Genomic DNA, 17,045 nt, shown 5'->3' with positions numbered 1-17,045 from the left:
CGTCATGCGGCCGGACCTGTCGGGATGGCGGCGGCGAATTTCGCGACCACGTTCAGGTACGGTTTGCCCTGGCTCAGCTGCGCGAACCGGGCCATGGAGGTGATCGGCCGCTTCTGCCCAGCCACCAGATAGTAGATCGAGCCGTCCGGGGTTCGGATGAAGGCGGTCGCCGGCGAGGCAACCTTCAACAGCGCGCAGGTGAACTGGTCCAGTGGCACGTACGTGAAGGGAAACGCCGGCTGAAGGTCTTTGCTCACGCCGTGGAGGGCACCGCCGGCACTGACATAGTTCTGGGTTCCGCAGGCGACCCCGAAGCCCATCAGCGTCGGGGCAAGTGGATACGCGTCGAGCCGTGCCTGTGTCGTCATCGTCCACGCGGTGATGCCCGCTTCCGTAGTGAACACGAAGTCGGACAGCGCGATCTTGCTTGTGACACCGTTCACGAGATAGACCGTAGCGTTGGTCGGCGTGCGAACGAGCGAGCCCGCTGTGAGAGCGACCGGTCCCTTGGGCAGCGCGGCGATGAGCGCGTCCGGCACCGTCGTGATGGTCGGCGTCTTGCCGCCGTTGAGGGCGAGCAGGGAAGCCCACGCGCCGACGGGGAGGATCTTGTCTGGCATCACGATGTAGACGGTCGCGCTCGACGCCGTCTTGATCGACGAGCCGGCAGCGATGTCGCCGACGACCGGGTAGGCGTCGAGGAACCCCTGCGGCACGGTCACGGCCGGAAGCGAGGTTGCGCCGCTCCACGTGTAGCGGCCGCCCGGTGTCAGGACCGAGACCGGACCGGCCGTCGAACCTGCTGCAACGGGCGCCATGACGAAGCCTGAGAACGTCGTGGCTCCCGCCGGGATCTTCGCCAGGCTGGCCGTGCTGAGGCTGCCGACGGCGTTCTTCGGCAGTCCGGCGCCGGCCACGGCGGCAGTGTCGACCGGGTAACGCGCCGCATTGCCGAGGTACGAGTAATTCGGGGTGCCGCGTTCGGCCGCGAAGACGGCGTCGCGGATGACCGGACTGCCGTACGCCAGAGTGGACACGGCGTTCTCGGTGAGCACGTTGAAGCCGGCGGGGAGCCCCGCAGCTGTCTGCGACGCGTTGTCGAGGATCTCCCGCTTGGTTCCCGCCGTGATGTAGTAACGCGCGCCTGCGGTCGTACCGAGAATCGGCCCCATGGTCGGGCCGGCCGCGAAATGGCTCAGCTGATCGTCCGTCAGCTGAACGAAACCAGTGGCATCGCATTTGCCGCCGTAGTCGACGACCAGCCCGCAGCTGGTGAACGGGAGCTTGAGGCCGGCATCCGTGAAGTAGATCGTGCCGCCCGGCGCGCGCAGCACGCGCCCGGCCGGCTGCATCGTCGTGTAGGCGCTCAGGTACTGGGCCGACACATAGCCCACCTGCCCGAGCGGGGAGTAGGCCGCCAGCATCTGTGCGTTGGCGATCGGGTACTTGCTCGTGCCAGACACGACGTAGACGGTCGGGTCGCTCACCGTGCGCAGGAGGCTCGTGCCGGCGATGGTCGAACCGAACCAGTCGGTGTAGATCCTCCAGAAGTTCCGGTTGCCGTACGAACTGCAGCCGTCACCGGTTCCATAGAGGTTCGCAAGCGCGGCGGCGTTGGGCTGGTAAGGCGTGTAGTTGTACAGCCCGGCGGTCGCCTGGTTCTGGATGAAGACGTTGCCCGAACCACAGGCGGCGTTCGGGCTGTAGCGCACGGCGTTAACACGCCCTGCGACATGGTTCCAGCTCGTCGGGGAAGCTGCGTACCGCTTGAACTGCAGTGCAGCGTTGTAGACCTGGTTGAAGAAGCCGTAGTACTGGGAATCGCAGACGGCGGTGTCGGGGCAGCCGTAACCGGTCGCCGACCGGTACTGCCCGGAGCCGGGGAAGTCGTCGGTGACGAGACTCTGCTCCTTCTCGAGCAGGACGATCAGAGCCTTCTGGCTGATTCCACAGGCAGCTCCCACTTTCGCGATGATCACGGAAGCGAGTTCGTTCGCCGCGCCCGCATACGCGGCGCAGCCGGCCACAGCGGCCCTGCTCGTCGTCGTCTGGCGATAGTCCTTCAGGCAGGTGTACCCGGAGCGGCAGGCGGAGACCTGGCTGTTGAGGAAGGTCTGCACATCGGACGCACTCATCACGCCGCCGTCGAAGAAGAGCGCGTCGCTGATGATGTCGCCCGGATCGAACTGCCTGCCGTCGGCGGCCTGGGCGGTGGGCTGCGCCGTCTCGAAGGCGCTCACGCCGGTGAACGCCAGCGCGAGCGCCAGTGCTGCGGCCACGAGTCGGAAGGATTTCACGGGATCTCCACACTCATGGGTTCTGAGTCCACGGTTATCTGCGCCACTGTGGTGTAGGTCAGCACGACCTTCCAGGTGCCTCTGGACAGCTTCTCGATCGGGGTGATCCCCTGACCGCACGAGGTCGTCGACGTGTCGGCCCGGCCGACCGTCGTGGTGGTCACGCTAGAGGTTCCCGAAGTGAGCGTGAAGGCGCAGGATCCGCCGTCTTCGATGATCCCGTTCACATAACCCGAGGTGGTCACGGCTTTTCCGTCCGCATCGACCGATGCGACGACGATGACGGCTTCCGGCGCGGAGGTCGGCGTCGGCGTCGGCGACGGTGTGGCCGTGCCGCCTGTGGCCGACGGACCGGAGGAGCCGACCGGCTCGCCGCCACCGCCGGCCGTGCACCCGGCGAGGGCCAGAGTGACGAGGGCGCAGGCAGCGATTGTGCGCGCACTCCACCACGGTGTTCTCATGGGTCCCCAGCGTGTTCCGGCCGCCCGGTCGGCGCGACCCACTCAGGTTATCGTCCCGGTGCGTGCAAGCGCCCTCACAACACGTCCAGATATTTCCCTTAGAATCGAGCCTGTCCGTTCGCCGAACGGAGTGTGAACCCGAGATGAAGGCACCGACCCCACGCGTCGGTGAGGCGAGTGACAAGTACAGCTATGACCACCATGGACGCTGAAGCGCAGGAGCGCGCGTCCCGGATCGCCTTACTTCCGATGCAGCACGTCGGACAGAAGACCGGCTTCTTCACGGGGACAGGCAAGTCGATCGCGGAGATCTGGGCGCATCGCGAACTCCTGTGGCTCCTTGTGCGCCGCGAGATCCGGGCACGCTACAAAGACAGCTCGCTCGGCATCGTGTGGAGCCTCGTGCGCCCGCTCGTCCAACTCCTCATCTACTATTTCGCGATCGGGCAGATCCTGGGAGCGGCCCGCGCGGTGCCCGACTTCGCGATCTTCGTGTTCATCGGCCTGACCACGTGGGGCCTCTTCGCTGAGACGGTCTCGGGCATGACGACCTCGATGGTCTCCAATTCGGGGCTGGTGAAGAAGGTCTATCTCCCCCGGGAGATCTTCCCCTTGAGCAGCGTCGGCGGCGCGATTTTCAACTTCGCGGTCCAGGCGGTGGTGCTGCTCGTCGCGATCACCTTCCTGGCATCGTTCCCGGGCGACGGACGACTCTGGTTCGCTCCGGTCGCGATCATCACGCTCATCGTCTTCTCGACGGCCGTCGGCCTCGTCCTGTCGGCGATCAACGTCTATCTGCGCGACACGGAACACCTGGTGGAGATCGCGCTCGTGGTCCTCTTCTGGGCGTCCCCGATCGTGTATTCGTACACGTTCGTCCACAAGGCCTTGCACGGCAACTGGCTCGAACAGATCTACCTCGCCAACCCCGTCACCATCTGCATCATCGCCATGCAGAAAGCTCTCTGGGCTGCCGGCACAGAGGCGACAGGCGCCTTCACGCAGGCGTGGCCCGACAACCTTGCCCTGCGCCTCGGGATCACGCTGCTCGTCAGCCTCGTCCTCGTGTGGCTCGCCCAGCGCATCTTCTCCCGCCTTCAGGGCAACTTCGCACAGGAGCTCTAGAACATGGCCTCACCGATCCTGGTCAGCGTCGACGATGTCTCGAAACGCTTCGTCCTGCACAAAGAGAAGTCGCTCAAAGAGCGCCTCCTCAACTTCAAGACCTCCCGCAAGCACCGCGAAGACTTCTGGGCGCTCCGCAACGTGAGCACCCAGATCGAGGTCGGCTCCACCGTCGGCCTCGTCGGTCACAACGGTTCCGGCAAGAGCACGCTCCTCAAGGTGATCGGCGGCATCCTCCAGCCGAGCACCGGCTCGGTCGCCCGGCGCGGTCGCATGGCGGCCCTTCTGGAGCTCGGCGCCGGTTTCCACCAGGATCTGACCGGGCGCGAGAACGTCTACCTGAACGCCGCGATCCTCGGCCTGTCCCGCACGGACACCGACCGCTACTTCGACGACATCGTCGAATTCTCGGGCATCGGGTCGTTCATCGACACTCAGGTCAAGTTCTACAGTTCGGGCATGTATGTGCGACTCGCCTTCGCCGTCGCCGTGCACGTCGATCCCGACCTGCTGCTCGTCGACGAGGTACTCGCCGTCGGCGACGAGCCGTTCCAGCGCAAGTGCATGAACAAGATCTCCGAATTCCAGCGCGAAGGCCGCACCATCGTCCTCGTCAGCCACTCGGCAGACCAGGTCGGCAACCTCTGCGACCGCGTGCTCGTGCTCCACGGCGGGGTCGTGCAGCATGACGGCGACCCAGCCGAAGGAATCCGCATCCTGCGCAACGGCTACGAAGAAGATCGCGTCGCTTCGAACCTGAGGCACGGCACCGTTCGCGAGGACTTCCCTTACCTGATCGATGACGTCCGCGCCGAAATGTCCGACCGTGACGGCCGCTTCGAACTCACCCTCACCGTCGCGGTGGACATCCGCAATCCAGTCCCCGACTGGGGCATGGGCATGTCGATCGACACTCCCCTGGGAACACGGCTCTATGAGGCTACGACGTGGGACACAGACGTCTCGCTTCCGAACGTCAGGGGCAAGCACGTGCTCACGATGACCTTCCCCGACGTGCGCATCGGAACCGGCAAGTACCTCGTCAGCGTCGGTCTCGGCGACCGCACCGGCCGCAACTTCGACCAGGCGCCCGCCGCCGTCAGCTTCGACACACCGACCGGGGCGATCGGCCACGGCATCCTGCGGCTGTCGCCGACCGTCACCGTCGAGTAGCCGCAAGTCACCTCTTGCGGGCGTGCTCGAGAGAGCCTGCCCGCACGGCTTCCGGGTCGTCGATGTCGACCAGCGTCGACCTGCGATAGCTCTCCCACTTCGTCACCTGGTATGCCGGGTTCAGAGCGAGCCAGTACAGCTTGCGTTTCCAGCTGTAGTCGGGGTCGCGCGCGATTCGCAGGCTGTCCCCGGCGATACCGCGCGCCGTCAGCCGCAGCCTCGCCCGGTTGCTGAGCGGTTCGATGGGTGTGCCGATCTGGCGCAGGCCGACAGTCTCGTCGAAGATGCGCTGCCGGTATTCGTCGCGCGTGAGGTCGTTCGAGTGCTCGACGCTGGCACGCGGGGCGTACGCCTTGCGGTAGCCCGCCTCGATGAGGTCTTTGCCGAAAAGCTGGTCCTCCGCGTAGCGCACGTCGCGGTACGGGATCACGTCGAGCAGGAAGCGCCGGCGGGCAGCAGAGTTGACGTCGGAGTAGAAGCTGATCACCCCGAGGATGCCGTCGTCGGTGACGAAGGCATCCTTGTAGAAGACCGAGGTGCCGAAGTCCGGTCCGAAGTTGCGGAACACGCCCTGGATCTCGTACTTCTGCAGAGGGAACGCGCCGCGCCGAGGAACCTGCTTGCCCATCACGGCCACGATCGACGGGTCGATCGCAAACGGAGCGAGGAGTTCGCGAAGCCACGTGCGGTCGACCGGGATGGCGTCGTGCGTGAGGTAGGCAACGAATTCGCCGCGTGCGAGTTCGGCGGCCAGGTTCCGCGTTCGGCCGTGCCCGAACTCGCTGTTGGGGATCTGGTGGAGGCGCACGTGTGGGAATTCCGCGACGATGCCGAGCGTGCCGTCCGTCGACCCGGAGTCGATCACGAGGATCTCGACCTCGCCGTCGACATCCTGTGCGCTGACCTGCTCGAGAATCCGCCGCAGATACGTCTCGCCGTTGTAGGTGAGGATCGCGACGGTCGCCAGGGGCGTCGTGTCAGCGGTCGGTTTCGGCTCGGATTTCGTCATAGGTCCGGCGTATCCCTTCATCCATCGGCGTCATCCGTATCTCGCCGAACTCCGTGCGGAACCTCGATGTGTTCAGGACGACGGTGTCCACGAAAGTCGGGGGCTTCGGTCGTTCCTCGATTGCAAAATCTTCCCCGACCACACGGCGCAGCGACTCGAGAACCTCGTTGACCGTCGTTCCGGTGCCACTGCCGACGTTGTACAGTCCGTACTCGGTCGCGCGGCCGAGAACCGGGACGAGCATCCGTACCAGGTCTTCGACGTAGACGTAGTCGCGCACCATCGAGCCGTCGCCGAGGCGCACCACAGGGCGCCCGAGCACGATCTGGCGCAGTGCGATCGGGATGAGCCCCTGTTTGCGGTTCGGGTGCTGGCGCGTTCCGAATGGGTTGGACACCCGGAATGCCGTCGACGAGAGCCCATGCTTGGTCTTGAAGTACTGCAGGTAGTGCTCGATCGAGAGCTTTCCGATGCCGTAGGGCGAGATCGGGAGCGCGCGGTCGGACTCGGAGTACTCGGCCTTACCTTGCGGCCCGTAGATCGCACCACCGGTCGATGTGAAGTAGAGGTGACCGACATTGGCGTCGACACAGGACTCGAGGAGTTCGACCGTCTGGGCGACGTTCGTGCGGATGTCCAGCGTCGGGTCGCTCTCCGCCGTCGCGGGTGTCGTGGTCGAGAGCGCGTGGACGACGAAATCCATGCCCTGGACCGCCGAGTCGAGGTCGGACCTGCTCAGGAACTCCCCCTGGACGATCTCGACGTCGTCAGAGGTGAACGTCGGCGTGCGGGAACTGAACCGATCGAAGGCGCGAACCTCGTGGTCCGCGGCGACGAGCGCATCCACCAGGTGCGAGCCGATGAAACCGTTCGCACCGATCACGAGAGTCCTAGGCACTCATCACCCTTTCGAAGGCCTCGACGAACTGTGTGCCCGAGTCGGCCCAGTTGACGTTCGCGAGCGACTTGGACATCGCGATCGACCGCTCGACCGCATCGGGGCGGTCGACGATCTCTGCCATCGTGCGGGCGATCGCGAGAGGCGCCGGCGGAACGTATTCGATGAAGGGGTTGTCCGACACGAGCCGGTTGTTCGGGGCGTCGTTCACCACCGGTGTCACACCGCTCGCCATCAGTTCGAGCGGAAGGAGCGACATGTTGGTGAGCGAGAGCACGAGGCCTGCCGCGCACCGGTTGTAGACGTCGTTGAGCTTCGAGATGTCGAGGCTGGCCAGGTTGTTGTACTCGAACGGGATGTCCCAGTTCGAGACGTTCCAGCCGGCGAGGTTGATCGTGACATCCGGTTTCATGGCCGCGAAGTCCGCGAGCGCGAGGAGCCCGAATTCGAACGCACGACGGGCGGTGACGGGCCGGGCGTAGAAGAAGACCTCGTTGCGGCGGTTGGTGTTCGTCACGTGGTAGTGGGTCTTGTCGACGGCGAAGTCGAAGGGGTCGGTGCTCATGCCGTACTCGGACTGGAGCTTGTGGGCCAGCCAGCCGCCCGCAGTGATCCCGTGGAATCCGAACCTGTAGGTATTCTCAGCGAGCACGTACTCCGTGCCCACGGGATAGAAGCTCGGCTCGAAGTCCTGCACGAAGTAGAAGCGCCTGGCACGGGAGGTGTCGAGGTAGACCGGGTATGCGGTCTCCCAGCCGGTCGCGAAGAGCGCCTGGGCCGAATCGTGCACGCCGGAGTCCGGTTCGTACATGCGGATGTCGGCCGCGAGGTTCGGATAGGCCGCCGACTTCGCGAGCATGGATCGGACGTCGGGGATGCTCACCTGCTCGACCATCGAAGAATAAAGGTAGATCGTGCACCGGTGGCCGGCCTTCTCGGCGAAATCGATGAACCGGAAGAGGTTCTGGTGTCCACCGCTCTCCCGGCCGGGAGGGGACATCACCCACGCGATATCGACCGGGCCTTCGCGAACGGTGATCTGGTCTTCGAGGTGCGGTGGCCGGGCCGTCCAGTCCACCCGCGCCGCGTCGTCATTGCTCACCAGCATCCTGGGTGCGGACCTGACGAGCATGCCGTGAGCCTTGGCCAGCACCCGGGCCAGAAAGACTCGTGGGCCCTCTGCTGCGAGGACTCGGAATCCCTTGACGATCATGCTCACGTTAGTTGTCCTCATTCATCAGTCCGTTAGACACCCCACAGACATGGTCGGGCGATGCAGCAACCCAGTGTAACAACGCGGTTGTGGCCGATTCTGGGCATCAGGCCGACGTCCGGGCGGCGGGAACCCTCGCAGGGCGCGCAGCGGCGACCGGGATAGGATGGGCCGCGATGTCCGCAACCCCCCTGGAATCCGTCGCCATCGTCACGGTCACCTACAACTCGAGCGGCGCACTCGAACCCTTCCTCGCCTCGGTGCGCGCGAGCGAGCCGACCGCCGTGACGGTGATCGTCGCCGACAACGATTCCCAGGATGCCGACGAGTCGCGCAGAATCTCCGAAGCGTACGGAGCCGTCTTCCTCGAGGTGGGCGCGAACCTCGGGTACGGCGGGGCGGTCAACACCGCTGTGCGGAGCCTCGGCCCCGAGACGATGTACGTTCTCGTCTCGAATCCCGACGTCGAGCTCGGCACGGGCGCGCTGCGCACACTCGTCGATCGACTCGACGCCAACCCGGGTACCGCCGCCGCGGGTCCCCGCGTGCTCAACGCCGACGGCACCACATACCCGTCCGCTCGCAGGCTGCCCTCGTTGCGCACCGGTGTCGGCCACGCCCTGCTGACCGGCATCTGGCCGGGCAACCCGTGGACGCGTGCCTATCGTGCGGACGAGTCGAAACCTGATGAGCGCTCTGTCGGCTGGCTGAGCGGGTCGTGCGTTCTGCTGCGGCGGAGTGCCTTCGACGCCGTCGGAGGTTTCGACGAGGGCTATTTCATGTACTTCGAAGACGTCGACCTCGGTTTCCGGCTCGGCCGGGCCGGCTGGTCGAACCTCTACGTGCCGAGCGCACGGGTGGTGCACACGGGCGCGCACTCGACCGCGACCGAGTCGACCCGCATGCTCAAGGCGCACCACGACAGCGCCTACCGCTACCTCCAGAAGAAGTACCCCGGCGCGATCCTTGCTCCCGTGCGCTGGTCGCTGCGCGTCGGGCTGACCGTCCGGTCGCGCATCGTCACCCTGCGCGTCGAACGCGCCCAGCGCCGTTCGCTGCAGGCTCAGGCCCCGAGCAATCCCTCGAGGTAGGTGCCGTAGCCGCTCTTGACCAGCGGTTTCGCCAACTCGGCCAGACGGCCGTCGTCGATCCACCCGGCGCGCCAGGCGATCTCCTCGATGCAGCCGACCTTGAAACCCTGCCGGTCTTCGATGACCCGCACGTACTCTGATGCCTGCATCATCGACTCGAATGTGCCGGTGTCGAGCCACGCCGTACCGCGGTCGAGTACTTCGACCTGAAGCGCCCCCGCCTCGAGGTAGCGCTCGTTCACGGTCGAGATCTCGAGTTCGCCCCGCGCACTCGGCACGATCGTCTTCGCGATCTCCACGACCGTGTTGTCGTAGAAGTAGAGGCCGGGCACCGCGTAGTTGCTCTTGGGCTTCACCGGCTTCTCTTCGATCGAGAGTGCTTTCAGGTCGTCGTCGAACTCGACGACGCCGTATGACCGCGGATTGCTCACGTGGTACGCGAAGATCAGCGCACCGTCGATGTCGTTGTGGTTGCGCAGGGACGTGCCGAGCCCGGTCCCGTGGAAGATGTTGTCGCCGAGCACGAGCGCGACCGGCTGGTCGCCGATGAACTCCTCGCCGATGATGAACGCCTGCGCGAGCCCATCGGGAGAGGGCTGAACAGCGTATTCCAGGCGGATGCCGAGCTCGGAGCCGTCACCGAGAAGCGCCCTGAACTGCTCGTGGTACTCGGGTGTCGTGATGATGAGGATCTCGCGGATCCCGGCGACCATCAACGTCGACAGCGGGTAGTAGATCATCGGCTTGTCGTAGATGGGCATCAGCTGCTTGGAGATGCCCTTGGTGATCGGCCAGAGCCGGGTTCCGGATCCTCCGGCCAGGATGATTCCGCGCATGTCGCTTACTCGCCTCCGTCGTTGAGGGACGGATAGTACGCCCGTGCCTGTTCCCACGTCGGCAGGAGTCCCGATTCCGCCGCCTGGACGAGCCCAGGGGCGTCGGTGTCCTTGGGCGAGAGCAGGAGCTCGCCCGCCTCGGCCGGGAAGGTCAGGGCGATGTCGGCGTCGAGCGGGTTGATCCCGTGTTCGTGCGACGGGTTGTAGACGTCGCTGACCAGGTAGCTCACAGTGGCGTCGCCGGTCAGGGCAACGAAGCAGTGGCCGAGTCCTTCGGCGACGTACACGGCCCTCCGGTCGCGATCGTCGAGGAGCACGCTGTCCCACTTCCCGAAAGTCGGTGATCCGACCCGGATGTCGACGACGAAGTCGAGCACGGCACCGCTCGGCGCCGTCACGTATTTGGCCTGGCTCGGCGGGATGTCCGCGAAGTGGATGCCACGCACGGCACCCTTGCGTGAGACCGACGTGTTGCCCTGCTTCAGGTCGAGGGAGTGCCCGATCGTCTCCTCGAGCCGGTCGAAGCGGTACCACTCCAGGAACAGTCCGCGATCGTCGGTGAACTGCTTCGGGGTGATCTCGTAGGCGTCGGGTATGGCGAGTTCACGGATTTGCACCCCCGGAGTCTACCAATCCGCCGGGTCGGAGCTCACGTGGGCCATCCGCTACGGGCAGACGGTGAGCTTGCCGACGCCGGCGCCGACCACGGCCGCCCCGCCGAGGAGAACGAAGCCCGACGTCGTGGCCAGCGCGCTCTCCGCGGCGGGCGGGGCGACGCATCCGGACTTCACGACGTAGAGCGGGCTGGACGCCGCTCCGGCGGCGGCAGCTCCAGCCAGCGCGTCGGGGAAAGTGAGTCCCCCGGCGAAGAAGGTCTTCGACGTCGCGCCTGGGAAGGCGTCAGTGTTCACCGCCACACTCGTCTGGTAGCGGTCGATGCCGCCCAGGCGCTGCGTCGTGACGAACTGTCCGAGGCTCGCCTGATACGCGGCAGACACGGAGGCGTTGCCTCCGACGACCTTCACCGTGGTCACGCCGAGTGACTGGAGCAGGGTTTTGGTCGGCGCATCCACAGTGGTCGCGCCACCGTTGACCAGGATCACGGGCGCTTGCTGCGAGCCGGCGGCGGCGCCTGCGGAAAGGGCGTCGGGAAAGTTGACTCCCGTTGCGATGTAGGCGGTGCTCGGTGACGTGCTCTGGAAGAACGTCGAGGCGATGACCCGTGAGGTGGCGTAGCGGTCGGCGCCCGCGAGGCGGTGGAGGTGCGAGGGTGCCGACACGTACGCGGCGAGCTGGTCGGAGACCGCCGCACTCACGGCACCGGTGCCACCGAGCACGTAGATGTCGACCGGCTCCAGACGTTTCAGCTCGGCGGAAACGCTGGACGGGATCGCCGTCGACGCGACGAGCAGCAGCGGGCCGCGGTGCGCAGCGAGGGCAGCAGCCGGTGCCGCACCGAGCGCATCCGGAAAGTCCGTGCCCGCCGCGATGTAGACGGCCTTCACCGGTGGCGTCGGGTTGGCAGCGACCGACACGCTGACGGCCGTGCCGTAGCGGTCGGCCCCGGCGGAGCGCGTCACGGTCGGCAGGCTCCCGGCCGTGGGGTTGCCGAACCATTGTGTGAAGTTGCCCCAGAAATTGCGGTTGCCATACGAGGAGCACGTGTCGCCCGTGTCGAAGAAGTTCGCGAGTGCCGCCGGATCGGGCTGGTACGGCGTGTAGTAGTAGAGCGCGGCGGTCGCGTTGTTCCAGATCGCGACGGGTGCCGAGGTCGTGCAGTCCGGCGAGTACAGGATGTTCGTCACCTTGCCGACCGGGTACCAGTTGAACGAAGGATCGGTCTTGTACTGGATGAACTGCCAGGCGGCCCCCAGTACCTGCTTGAAGAAGCCGGCCGAACTCGCGTCGCACGGCGACCCGTCCGGGCAGACCCAGCCGGTCGCCTCGTCGTATTGCGTCTGCGACGGCCAGGTGTCGGTCACCAGCCCCTGCTCCTTCTGCAGGAGCGTGAGGAGCACCTGCGGATTGATGCCGCACGCCAGGCCAACGTTCGCGATGATCTGCGCGGCCGTCTCGGGCGCCGTACTTTCCGGGTAGTTGCAGAGGTCGTTGGTGAGCCCGGTTGTCGGCTGCTTATAGTCCTTGAGGCAGGTGTAGCCGGTGCGGCAGGTGGGCACCTGGCTGTCGAGGAACGTCTGGATCTGTGCTGCCGTCCAGGTGGTGCCGGCATAGAAGACCGCGTCGCTCATCAGATCGCCCGCCGTGAACGCGGAGGCGTCGACGGGATTCGAGGTGGCCGCCGCGTACGGCTGGACGGTGGGCGCATCGGCCGTCGCGGTCGGCGACGGGAGTCCCTCGCTCGCTGCCCGGGCCGACAGCTTCGCGTAGTACTTCGCCTGGTTCTGCTGCGGGGTCCCGCCGTCCGCCTGCGCCGGCGTTGCAACCGTGAGCAGGCCGGCGACGATCGCGACCGACGCAAGAAGTCCAGACATGATCCGTCGCGCTCCGCGCATCCGAGAGTTCTTCACTCTGCGAACGTATACAAGGATTTTGCGCGGGCGCAAGATTCTTCCTCGAAGATGGCCCATTCGTTCCCGGTAGAATCGGCGGGCACATCGATTCAAAGGGCAGGTCAGCGTTCGTATGAAGATTCTCGTCACCGGCGGCGCCGGTTTCATCGGCTCCAATTTCGTCAGACGCACCCTTCAGGACGCCTACCCGGGCCTCGAAGGCGCCGAGGTCGTCGTGCTCGACGCCCTCACCTATTCGGGCAACCTCGAGAACCTGGCGCCCGTCGCTGATTCGCCGCGCTACACCTTCATCAAAGGCGACATCCGCAACGGCGGCCTCCTCGATGAGCTGTTTCCGTCGGTCGACGCCGTCGTCCATTTCGCCGCGGAGTCGCACGTCGACCGCTCGGTGCGTGACGCGTCGATCTTCGTCGAGACGAACGTGCTGGGCACCCAGCAACTCCTCGACGCTGCACTCCGCAACAACCTCGAACGCTTCGTGCACGTCTCGACCGACGAGGTCTACGGCTCGATCGCCGAAGGCTCCTGGGCCGAGGACCGCCCACTCGAGCCCAACTCCCCGTATTCGGCGAGCAAGGCGGGCAGTGACCTGCTCGCGCGCAGTTACTTCCGCACCCACGGGCTGAACGTGTCGATCACGCGCTGCTCGAACAACTATGGCCCCTACCACTTTCCCGAGAAGGTCATCCCGCTCTTCGTCACCAACCTGATCGACGACAAGCACGTTCCGCTGTACGGCGAAGGCCTGAACATCCGTGACTGGCTGCACGTCGACGACCACACCCGCGGCATCGCCATGGTGCTCGTCGGCGGTCGCGCCGGTGAGATCTACAACATCGGCGGCGGCACCGAGCTCACGAACAAGGAGCTCACCCAGCTGTTGCTCGACGCCACGGGCAAGGACTGGTCGTATGTCGACCGCGTCGCCGACCGTCTCGGCCACGACCTGCGGTATTCGGTCGACATCTCGAAGATCCGGCACGAGCTCGGGTACGAGCCGCTCGTCCCGTTCCAGCAGGGCCTCGCCGATGTCGTGCAGTGGTATCGCGACAACCGGGCGTGGTGGGAGCCGCTGAAGGCACGCGCGGCCCTGGACAACTGACCGATGGCCCCGATGCAGAAGCGTCGCTACCTGGTGACCGGCGCGGGTGGGATGCTCGGAGCCGACCTGCTCCGCGCTCTCGACGGCCGCGACGTCACCGCACTCACCCGCACACAGCTCGACGTCACCGACCCCGCTGCCGTCCGTGAGGCCGTTCGCGGTCACGATGTCGTCATCAATGCCGCGGCGTACACGAAGGTCGACGAGGCCGAAACGCATGAAGACGAGGCGTACGCCGTCAACGCGACCGGTCCGCAGAACCTCGCTCTGGCCGCATCCGATGAGGGCGCGAAGCTGGTGACGCTCTCCACGGACTACGTGTTCGACGGTCGGGCCACAACACCATACGCAGAAAATGCCCCCCGGGACCCGATCAATGCGTACGGTCGCACCAAGGCGGCCGGCGAGGAGCTCGCCATCGCTGCGCATCCCGACGGAACATACATCGTGCGCACGGCCTGGCTATACGGAGCAGGCGGACCGAATTTCGCCCGCACGATGATTCGCCTGGCCGCGACCAACGACACGGTGTCGGTCGTCGCCGACCAGCTCGGGCAGCCCACGTGGACGGGAGACCTCGCCGGGCAGATCGTCGCCATGCTCGATGCCGATGCTCCGGCCGGCATCTACCACGGCACGAATTCGGGCGAGACGACGTGGTTCGGCTTCGCGCAGGCGGTGTTCAGCGTCGCGGGATTGAACCCTGATAGGGTCACACCGACCGACAGTTCCCGATTCGTCCGGCCGGCACCCCGACCATCGTTCTCGGTTCTCGGTCACACGGCCTGGAACGCCGTCGGCCTCGAGCCGATGCGCGATTGGAACGAAGCGCTGGCAGAGGCCGCGCGCAACGGAGTCTTGGAGCAGCATTGACAACCCTGAGAGTGGTCGTTGACGAGTTCGTCGCCGACTCTCCAGGTGGCATCGGCCGCTACGCCGAAGAACTGGCACGGCAGCTCATCACAGTCGCTCCCGCAGGGTGCGACGTGCAGGGAATCGCGTCGGCGTTTCCCCCGCAGACCATGGAAGACATCACCGCTCGCCTGCCCGGCATCGCGGGCATCACGCGACTCCCCCTGGCCCATCGCGAGCTCTCCCTCGCCTGGCAGTCGGGCATCTCGCTCGCGGGAGGGCGTGGCATGGTCCACGCCCCGAGTCTCTTCGCGCCGCTCGGAAAGCACGATCGTCTGAACGAGGGCGACCAGGTCACGGTCACGATCCATGACGTCCTGCCCTGGAGCTCCCCTGAGTCGATGAGCGCCTCGAGCGTGCTGTGGCATAAAGCGATGGCCAGGCGTGCGCGGAAGCACGCTGACGCGATAGTGGTCCCGACGCACGCCGTTGCCGAACAGCTCGCCGAGTTCGTCGACTTCGGCGACCGGGTGCGCGTGATCGGCGGCGCGCCCGCATCCACGCTGCGCCTGCCTGCCGACGCGGATGCCCGTGCGGCGCGCCTCGAACTCCCCGAGCACTTCGTGCTCACCATGGGCTCTATCGCTCCGCGCAAGGGCGTGGCAGACCTCATCCGCGCCATGGCGTTGCCGCAGCTGCACGGCCTGCCCCTGCTCATCGCGGGGCCCGACCGCTACGGTGAGGGCAGCGCGACCGGTGTCGCCGCGGCGACCGGGCTCCCCGAGGGCCGCGTGCGGGTGCTCGGCCACCTCAGCGATGCCGACCTCGCCGTCGTGCTCGACCGCGCAACAGTCTTCGTCTTCCCGAGCCGGGCGGAGGGCTTCGGCCTGCCGATCGTCGAGGCGTTCCACTTCGGAACCCCGGTCATCCACTCGGACGACCCGGCCATCCTCGAAGTCTCCGGCGGCGCCGGCCTGAGCGTCGAGCGCGACGGCCCGGAGAGTTACGCCGAGCGACTCGCGGCCGCGACCGGCTCTGTGCTCGAAGACGGTGAACTGCGCGCACGGCTGGCCGTGCACTCCTCGGATCGTGGCCGGGCGTTCAGCTGGCGTGACTCCGCTGAGCGGGTGTGGCAGCTTCACGCCGACCTGTGACGGCGCCGGCGCCCTCCTCGCCCGCGCGATCTGGCGCAGGTCTGCTCTTTGGCTCAGGCCCGCTCTGTGCCTCAGGCCCGCTCTGGGGCGCGGGCGCGCGGAATGCCGCTGCATAACGCGCCGACGCCCAGGCGCCGACCGCGCGTGCCCACTGATGGCTGCGCGCCTCGAGGAGCCAGGTGAAGCCGACGGCGACGAGGATGGCCAGCGGGATGCCGACAAGAGCGGCGACGAACATCGGCTGCCCGGCGAACAGGTAGGCGCAGAAGATCAGGATCGGCACGTGCACCAGGTACAGGCTGAACGAGATGCGGCCCGCGAACGCGAACGGCGCAGACGACAGCAGACCCTCGAGGGGCTTCCAGCCGATCGCGCAGAGCACCAGGCCCGCCGCGGCGAGTGGCGCCAGTGCACGCAGGGCCGCCGTCAGCTCACCACCCGCGCCCGGCCCGAACAGCCAGGGCGCGATCAGGAGCATGGACGAGCCGATCATGATCCCCAGCCAGGCCACGTGCCGCAGTGCGTAACGGTTGACGTGCCCTGCGAAGACGCGCACGGCATCCAGTCGCACCGCGAGTACCGCGCCGACGAAGAACGCAGGGAAGAAGCTGAGCGCGCCGGATCCGCCGCGCACGCCGAGCCAGGTCAGGACCACGGCCGCAGCGAGGCCGGCGGTCCACCACTTGCGCAGCGAGATCGCGAGGATGACGAAGACCGGGAGCGCAAGCGAGAACAGCATCTCCCAGCGCAGCGACCACAGCGGGTTGTCGATGTGGCCGTCGCCGCCGACGAGATCCCAGGCCTTGATGATGTACTCCCACGAGAAGTTCGGGGTGCTGGAATTGCTGAGCCAGGTGCCGGCGGGCTGTGTCGAACGCTGCGGGATGGCGACGACGAAGGCCGCCGCGACGAGCACTGCCCCGGCGACCGGGATCATCAGGCGCATGATGCGGCGGGGGTAGTAGGCGATCCAGTCGAAGCCCGCACGCTTGACCACGGGAAGCGTGACGACCAGCCCTGAGAGCACGAAGAAGACGATCACGGCCTCCCACCCGGCGGTCGCGAGTTTGAGCGGCGTGTAGTTCATCCACCACAGGATCGTGCCGGCCTGCGGGTCGCCCGCCCCGGGATTCCCGGGGAAGTCCGCGTCCATCAGCATCGTGTGGTGCATCACCACGATGAGGGCCGCCAGCCCCCTCAGGCCGTCGAGCGATGCCAGTCGGCCGGTACTTGTTGTCTGAGTCCCGCTGTCTCTGCTTGACATAGACCGACCACTGTACGAACACCCCCTTAAGGACCCCTG

The 17,045-nt window shown here is 66.4% G+C and carries 15 protein-coding genes; 6 read left to right on the top strand and 9 right to left on the bottom strand.

Annotated features, from left to right (window positions below; genetic code table 11):
- Positions 1 to 2: 2 nt before the first annotated feature.
- The gene (locus ACPPVQ_RS06450) at positions 3 to 2,297 is read right to left on the bottom strand and encodes a hypothetical protein (protein WP_426519793.1); all 2,295 of its coding nucleotides are present in this window, start codon (positions 2,295 to 2,297) and stop codon (positions 3 to 5) included.
- Entirely contained in the window at positions 2,294 to 2,758 is a 465-nt protein-coding gene (locus tag ACPPVQ_RS06445; protein WP_426519792.1) for a hypothetical protein, read from the bottom strand. The genes ACPPVQ_RS06450 and ACPPVQ_RS06445 overlap by 4 nt, the downstream gene beginning before the upstream one ends.
- A gap of 192 nt (positions 2,759 to 2,950) precedes the next feature.
- Between ACPPVQ_RS06445 and ACPPVQ_RS06440 the strand changes: the two genes are divergently transcribed.
- Both ACPPVQ_RS06440 and ACPPVQ_RS06435 read left to right on the top strand, forming a co-directional pair.
- Positions 2,951 to 3,883 (top strand): ABC transporter permease, encoded by a 933-nt coding sequence (locus ACPPVQ_RS06440; protein ID WP_426519790.1) that lies wholly within the window; start codon positions 2,951 to 2,953, stop codon positions 3,881 to 3,883.
- A gap of 3 nt (positions 3,884 to 3,886) precedes the next feature.
- Positions 3,887 to 5,056, top strand: coding sequence for an ABC transporter ATP-binding protein (locus tag ACPPVQ_RS06435; RefSeq protein WP_426519788.1), 1,170 nt, complete (start codon positions 3,887 to 3,889; stop codon positions 5,054 to 5,056).
- Positions 5,057 to 5,063: 7 nt separating this feature from the next.
- On the opposite strand, the gene ACPPVQ_RS06430 is transcribed toward ACPPVQ_RS06435, so the two are convergent.
- The 3 genes from ACPPVQ_RS06430 to ACPPVQ_RS06420 are packed head-to-tail and all read right to left on the bottom strand — an operon-like array spanning position 5,064 to position 8,176.
- Positions 5,064 to 6,065 carry a glycosyltransferase family 2 protein gene (locus ACPPVQ_RS06430; protein ID WP_426519786.1) on the bottom strand — a complete coding sequence of 334 codons (1,002 nt, stop codon included), beginning with the start codon at positions 6,063 to 6,065 and terminating at the stop codon, positions 5,064 to 5,066.
- Positions 6,034 to 6,963, bottom strand: coding sequence for an NAD-dependent epimerase/dehydratase family protein (locus tag ACPPVQ_RS06425; RefSeq protein WP_426519784.1), 930 nt, complete (start codon positions 6,961 to 6,963; stop codon positions 6,034 to 6,036). The genes ACPPVQ_RS06430 and ACPPVQ_RS06425 overlap by 32 nt, the downstream gene beginning before the upstream one ends.
- Positions 6,956 to 8,176 carry a rhamnosyltransferase WsaF family glycosyltransferase gene (locus tag ACPPVQ_RS06420; protein ID WP_426521167.1) on the bottom strand — a complete coding sequence of 407 codons (1,221 nt, stop codon included), beginning with the start codon at positions 8,174 to 8,176 and terminating at the stop codon, positions 6,956 to 6,958. The genes ACPPVQ_RS06425 and ACPPVQ_RS06420 overlap by 8 nt, the downstream gene beginning before the upstream one ends.
- Positions 8,177 to 8,352: 176 nt before the next feature.
- Between ACPPVQ_RS06420 and ACPPVQ_RS06415 the strand changes: the two genes are divergently transcribed.
- Positions 8,353 to 9,267, top strand: a complete 915-nt coding sequence (locus ACPPVQ_RS06415) for a glycosyltransferase family 2 protein (protein WP_426519782.1) — start codon at positions 8,353 to 8,355, stop codon at positions 9,265 to 9,267.
- On the opposite strand, the gene rfbA is transcribed toward ACPPVQ_RS06415, so the two are convergent.
- The 3 genes from rfbA to ACPPVQ_RS06400 are packed head-to-tail and all read right to left on the bottom strand — an operon-like array spanning position 9,240 to position 12,595.
- Positions 9,240 to 10,103, bottom strand: a complete 864-nt coding sequence (rfbA, locus tag ACPPVQ_RS06410) for a glucose-1-phosphate thymidylyltransferase RfbA (protein WP_426519780.1) — start codon at positions 10,101 to 10,103, stop codon at positions 9,240 to 9,242. The genes ACPPVQ_RS06415 and rfbA overlap by 28 nt on opposite strands.
- Before the next feature lie 5 nt (positions 10,104 to 10,108).
- A complete protein-coding gene (locus ACPPVQ_RS06405; RefSeq protein WP_426519779.1) occupies positions 10,109 to 10,720 on the bottom strand; it encodes a dTDP-4-dehydrorhamnose 3,5-epimerase family protein in 612 nt (203 codons plus the stop codon).
- A gap of 48 nt (positions 10,721 to 10,768) precedes the next feature.
- On the bottom strand, positions 10,769 to 12,595 hold the full coding sequence (locus ACPPVQ_RS06400; RefSeq protein WP_426519777.1) for a cell wall-binding repeat-containing protein: 1,827 nt from the start codon (positions 12,593 to 12,595) through the stop codon (positions 10,769 to 10,771).
- Positions 12,596 to 12,746: 151 nt separating this feature from the next.
- Between ACPPVQ_RS06400 and rfbB the strand changes: the two genes are divergently transcribed.
- Genes rfbB through ACPPVQ_RS06385 form a run of 3 tightly spaced genes read left to right on the top strand, consistent with a single transcriptional unit; the run spans position 12,747 to position 15,742 of the window.
- Positions 12,747 to 13,736 (top strand): dTDP-glucose 4,6-dehydratase, encoded by a 990-nt coding sequence (rfbB, locus tag ACPPVQ_RS06395; protein WP_426519775.1) that lies wholly within the window; start codon positions 12,747 to 12,749, stop codon positions 13,734 to 13,736.
- 3 nt (positions 13,737 to 13,739) lie between these two features.
- Positions 13,740 to 14,609, top strand: a complete 870-nt coding sequence (rfbD, locus tag ACPPVQ_RS06390) for a dTDP-4-dehydrorhamnose reductase (protein WP_426519773.1) — start codon at positions 13,740 to 13,742, stop codon at positions 14,607 to 14,609.
- Positions 14,606 to 15,742 carry a glycosyltransferase family 4 protein gene (locus ACPPVQ_RS06385; RefSeq protein ID WP_426519771.1) on the top strand — a complete coding sequence of 379 codons (1,137 nt, stop codon included), beginning with the start codon at positions 14,606 to 14,608 and terminating at the stop codon, positions 15,740 to 15,742. Before rfbD ends, ACPPVQ_RS06385 begins: the two co-directional genes overlap by 4 nt.
- On the opposite strand, the gene ACPPVQ_RS06380 is transcribed toward ACPPVQ_RS06385, so the two are convergent.
- On the bottom strand, positions 15,690 to 17,006 hold the full coding sequence (locus ACPPVQ_RS06380) for an acyltransferase family protein (RefSeq protein WP_426519769.1): 1,317 nt from the start codon (positions 17,004 to 17,006) through the stop codon (positions 15,690 to 15,692). The two genes, ACPPVQ_RS06385 and ACPPVQ_RS06380, sit on opposite strands and share 53 nt — an antisense overlap.
- Positions 17,007 to 17,045 lie beyond the last annotated feature (39 nt).

Source organism: Leifsonia sp. McL0618, assembly GCF_049994905.1.
In the GTDB taxonomy this organism is placed as follows: domain Bacteria; phylum Actinomycetota; class Actinomycetes; order Actinomycetales; family Microbacteriaceae; genus Diaminobutyricibacter.
The sequence above is the reverse complement of the archived record's forward strand: the minus strand, read 5'-3'. Positions and strand labels throughout refer to the sequence as shown.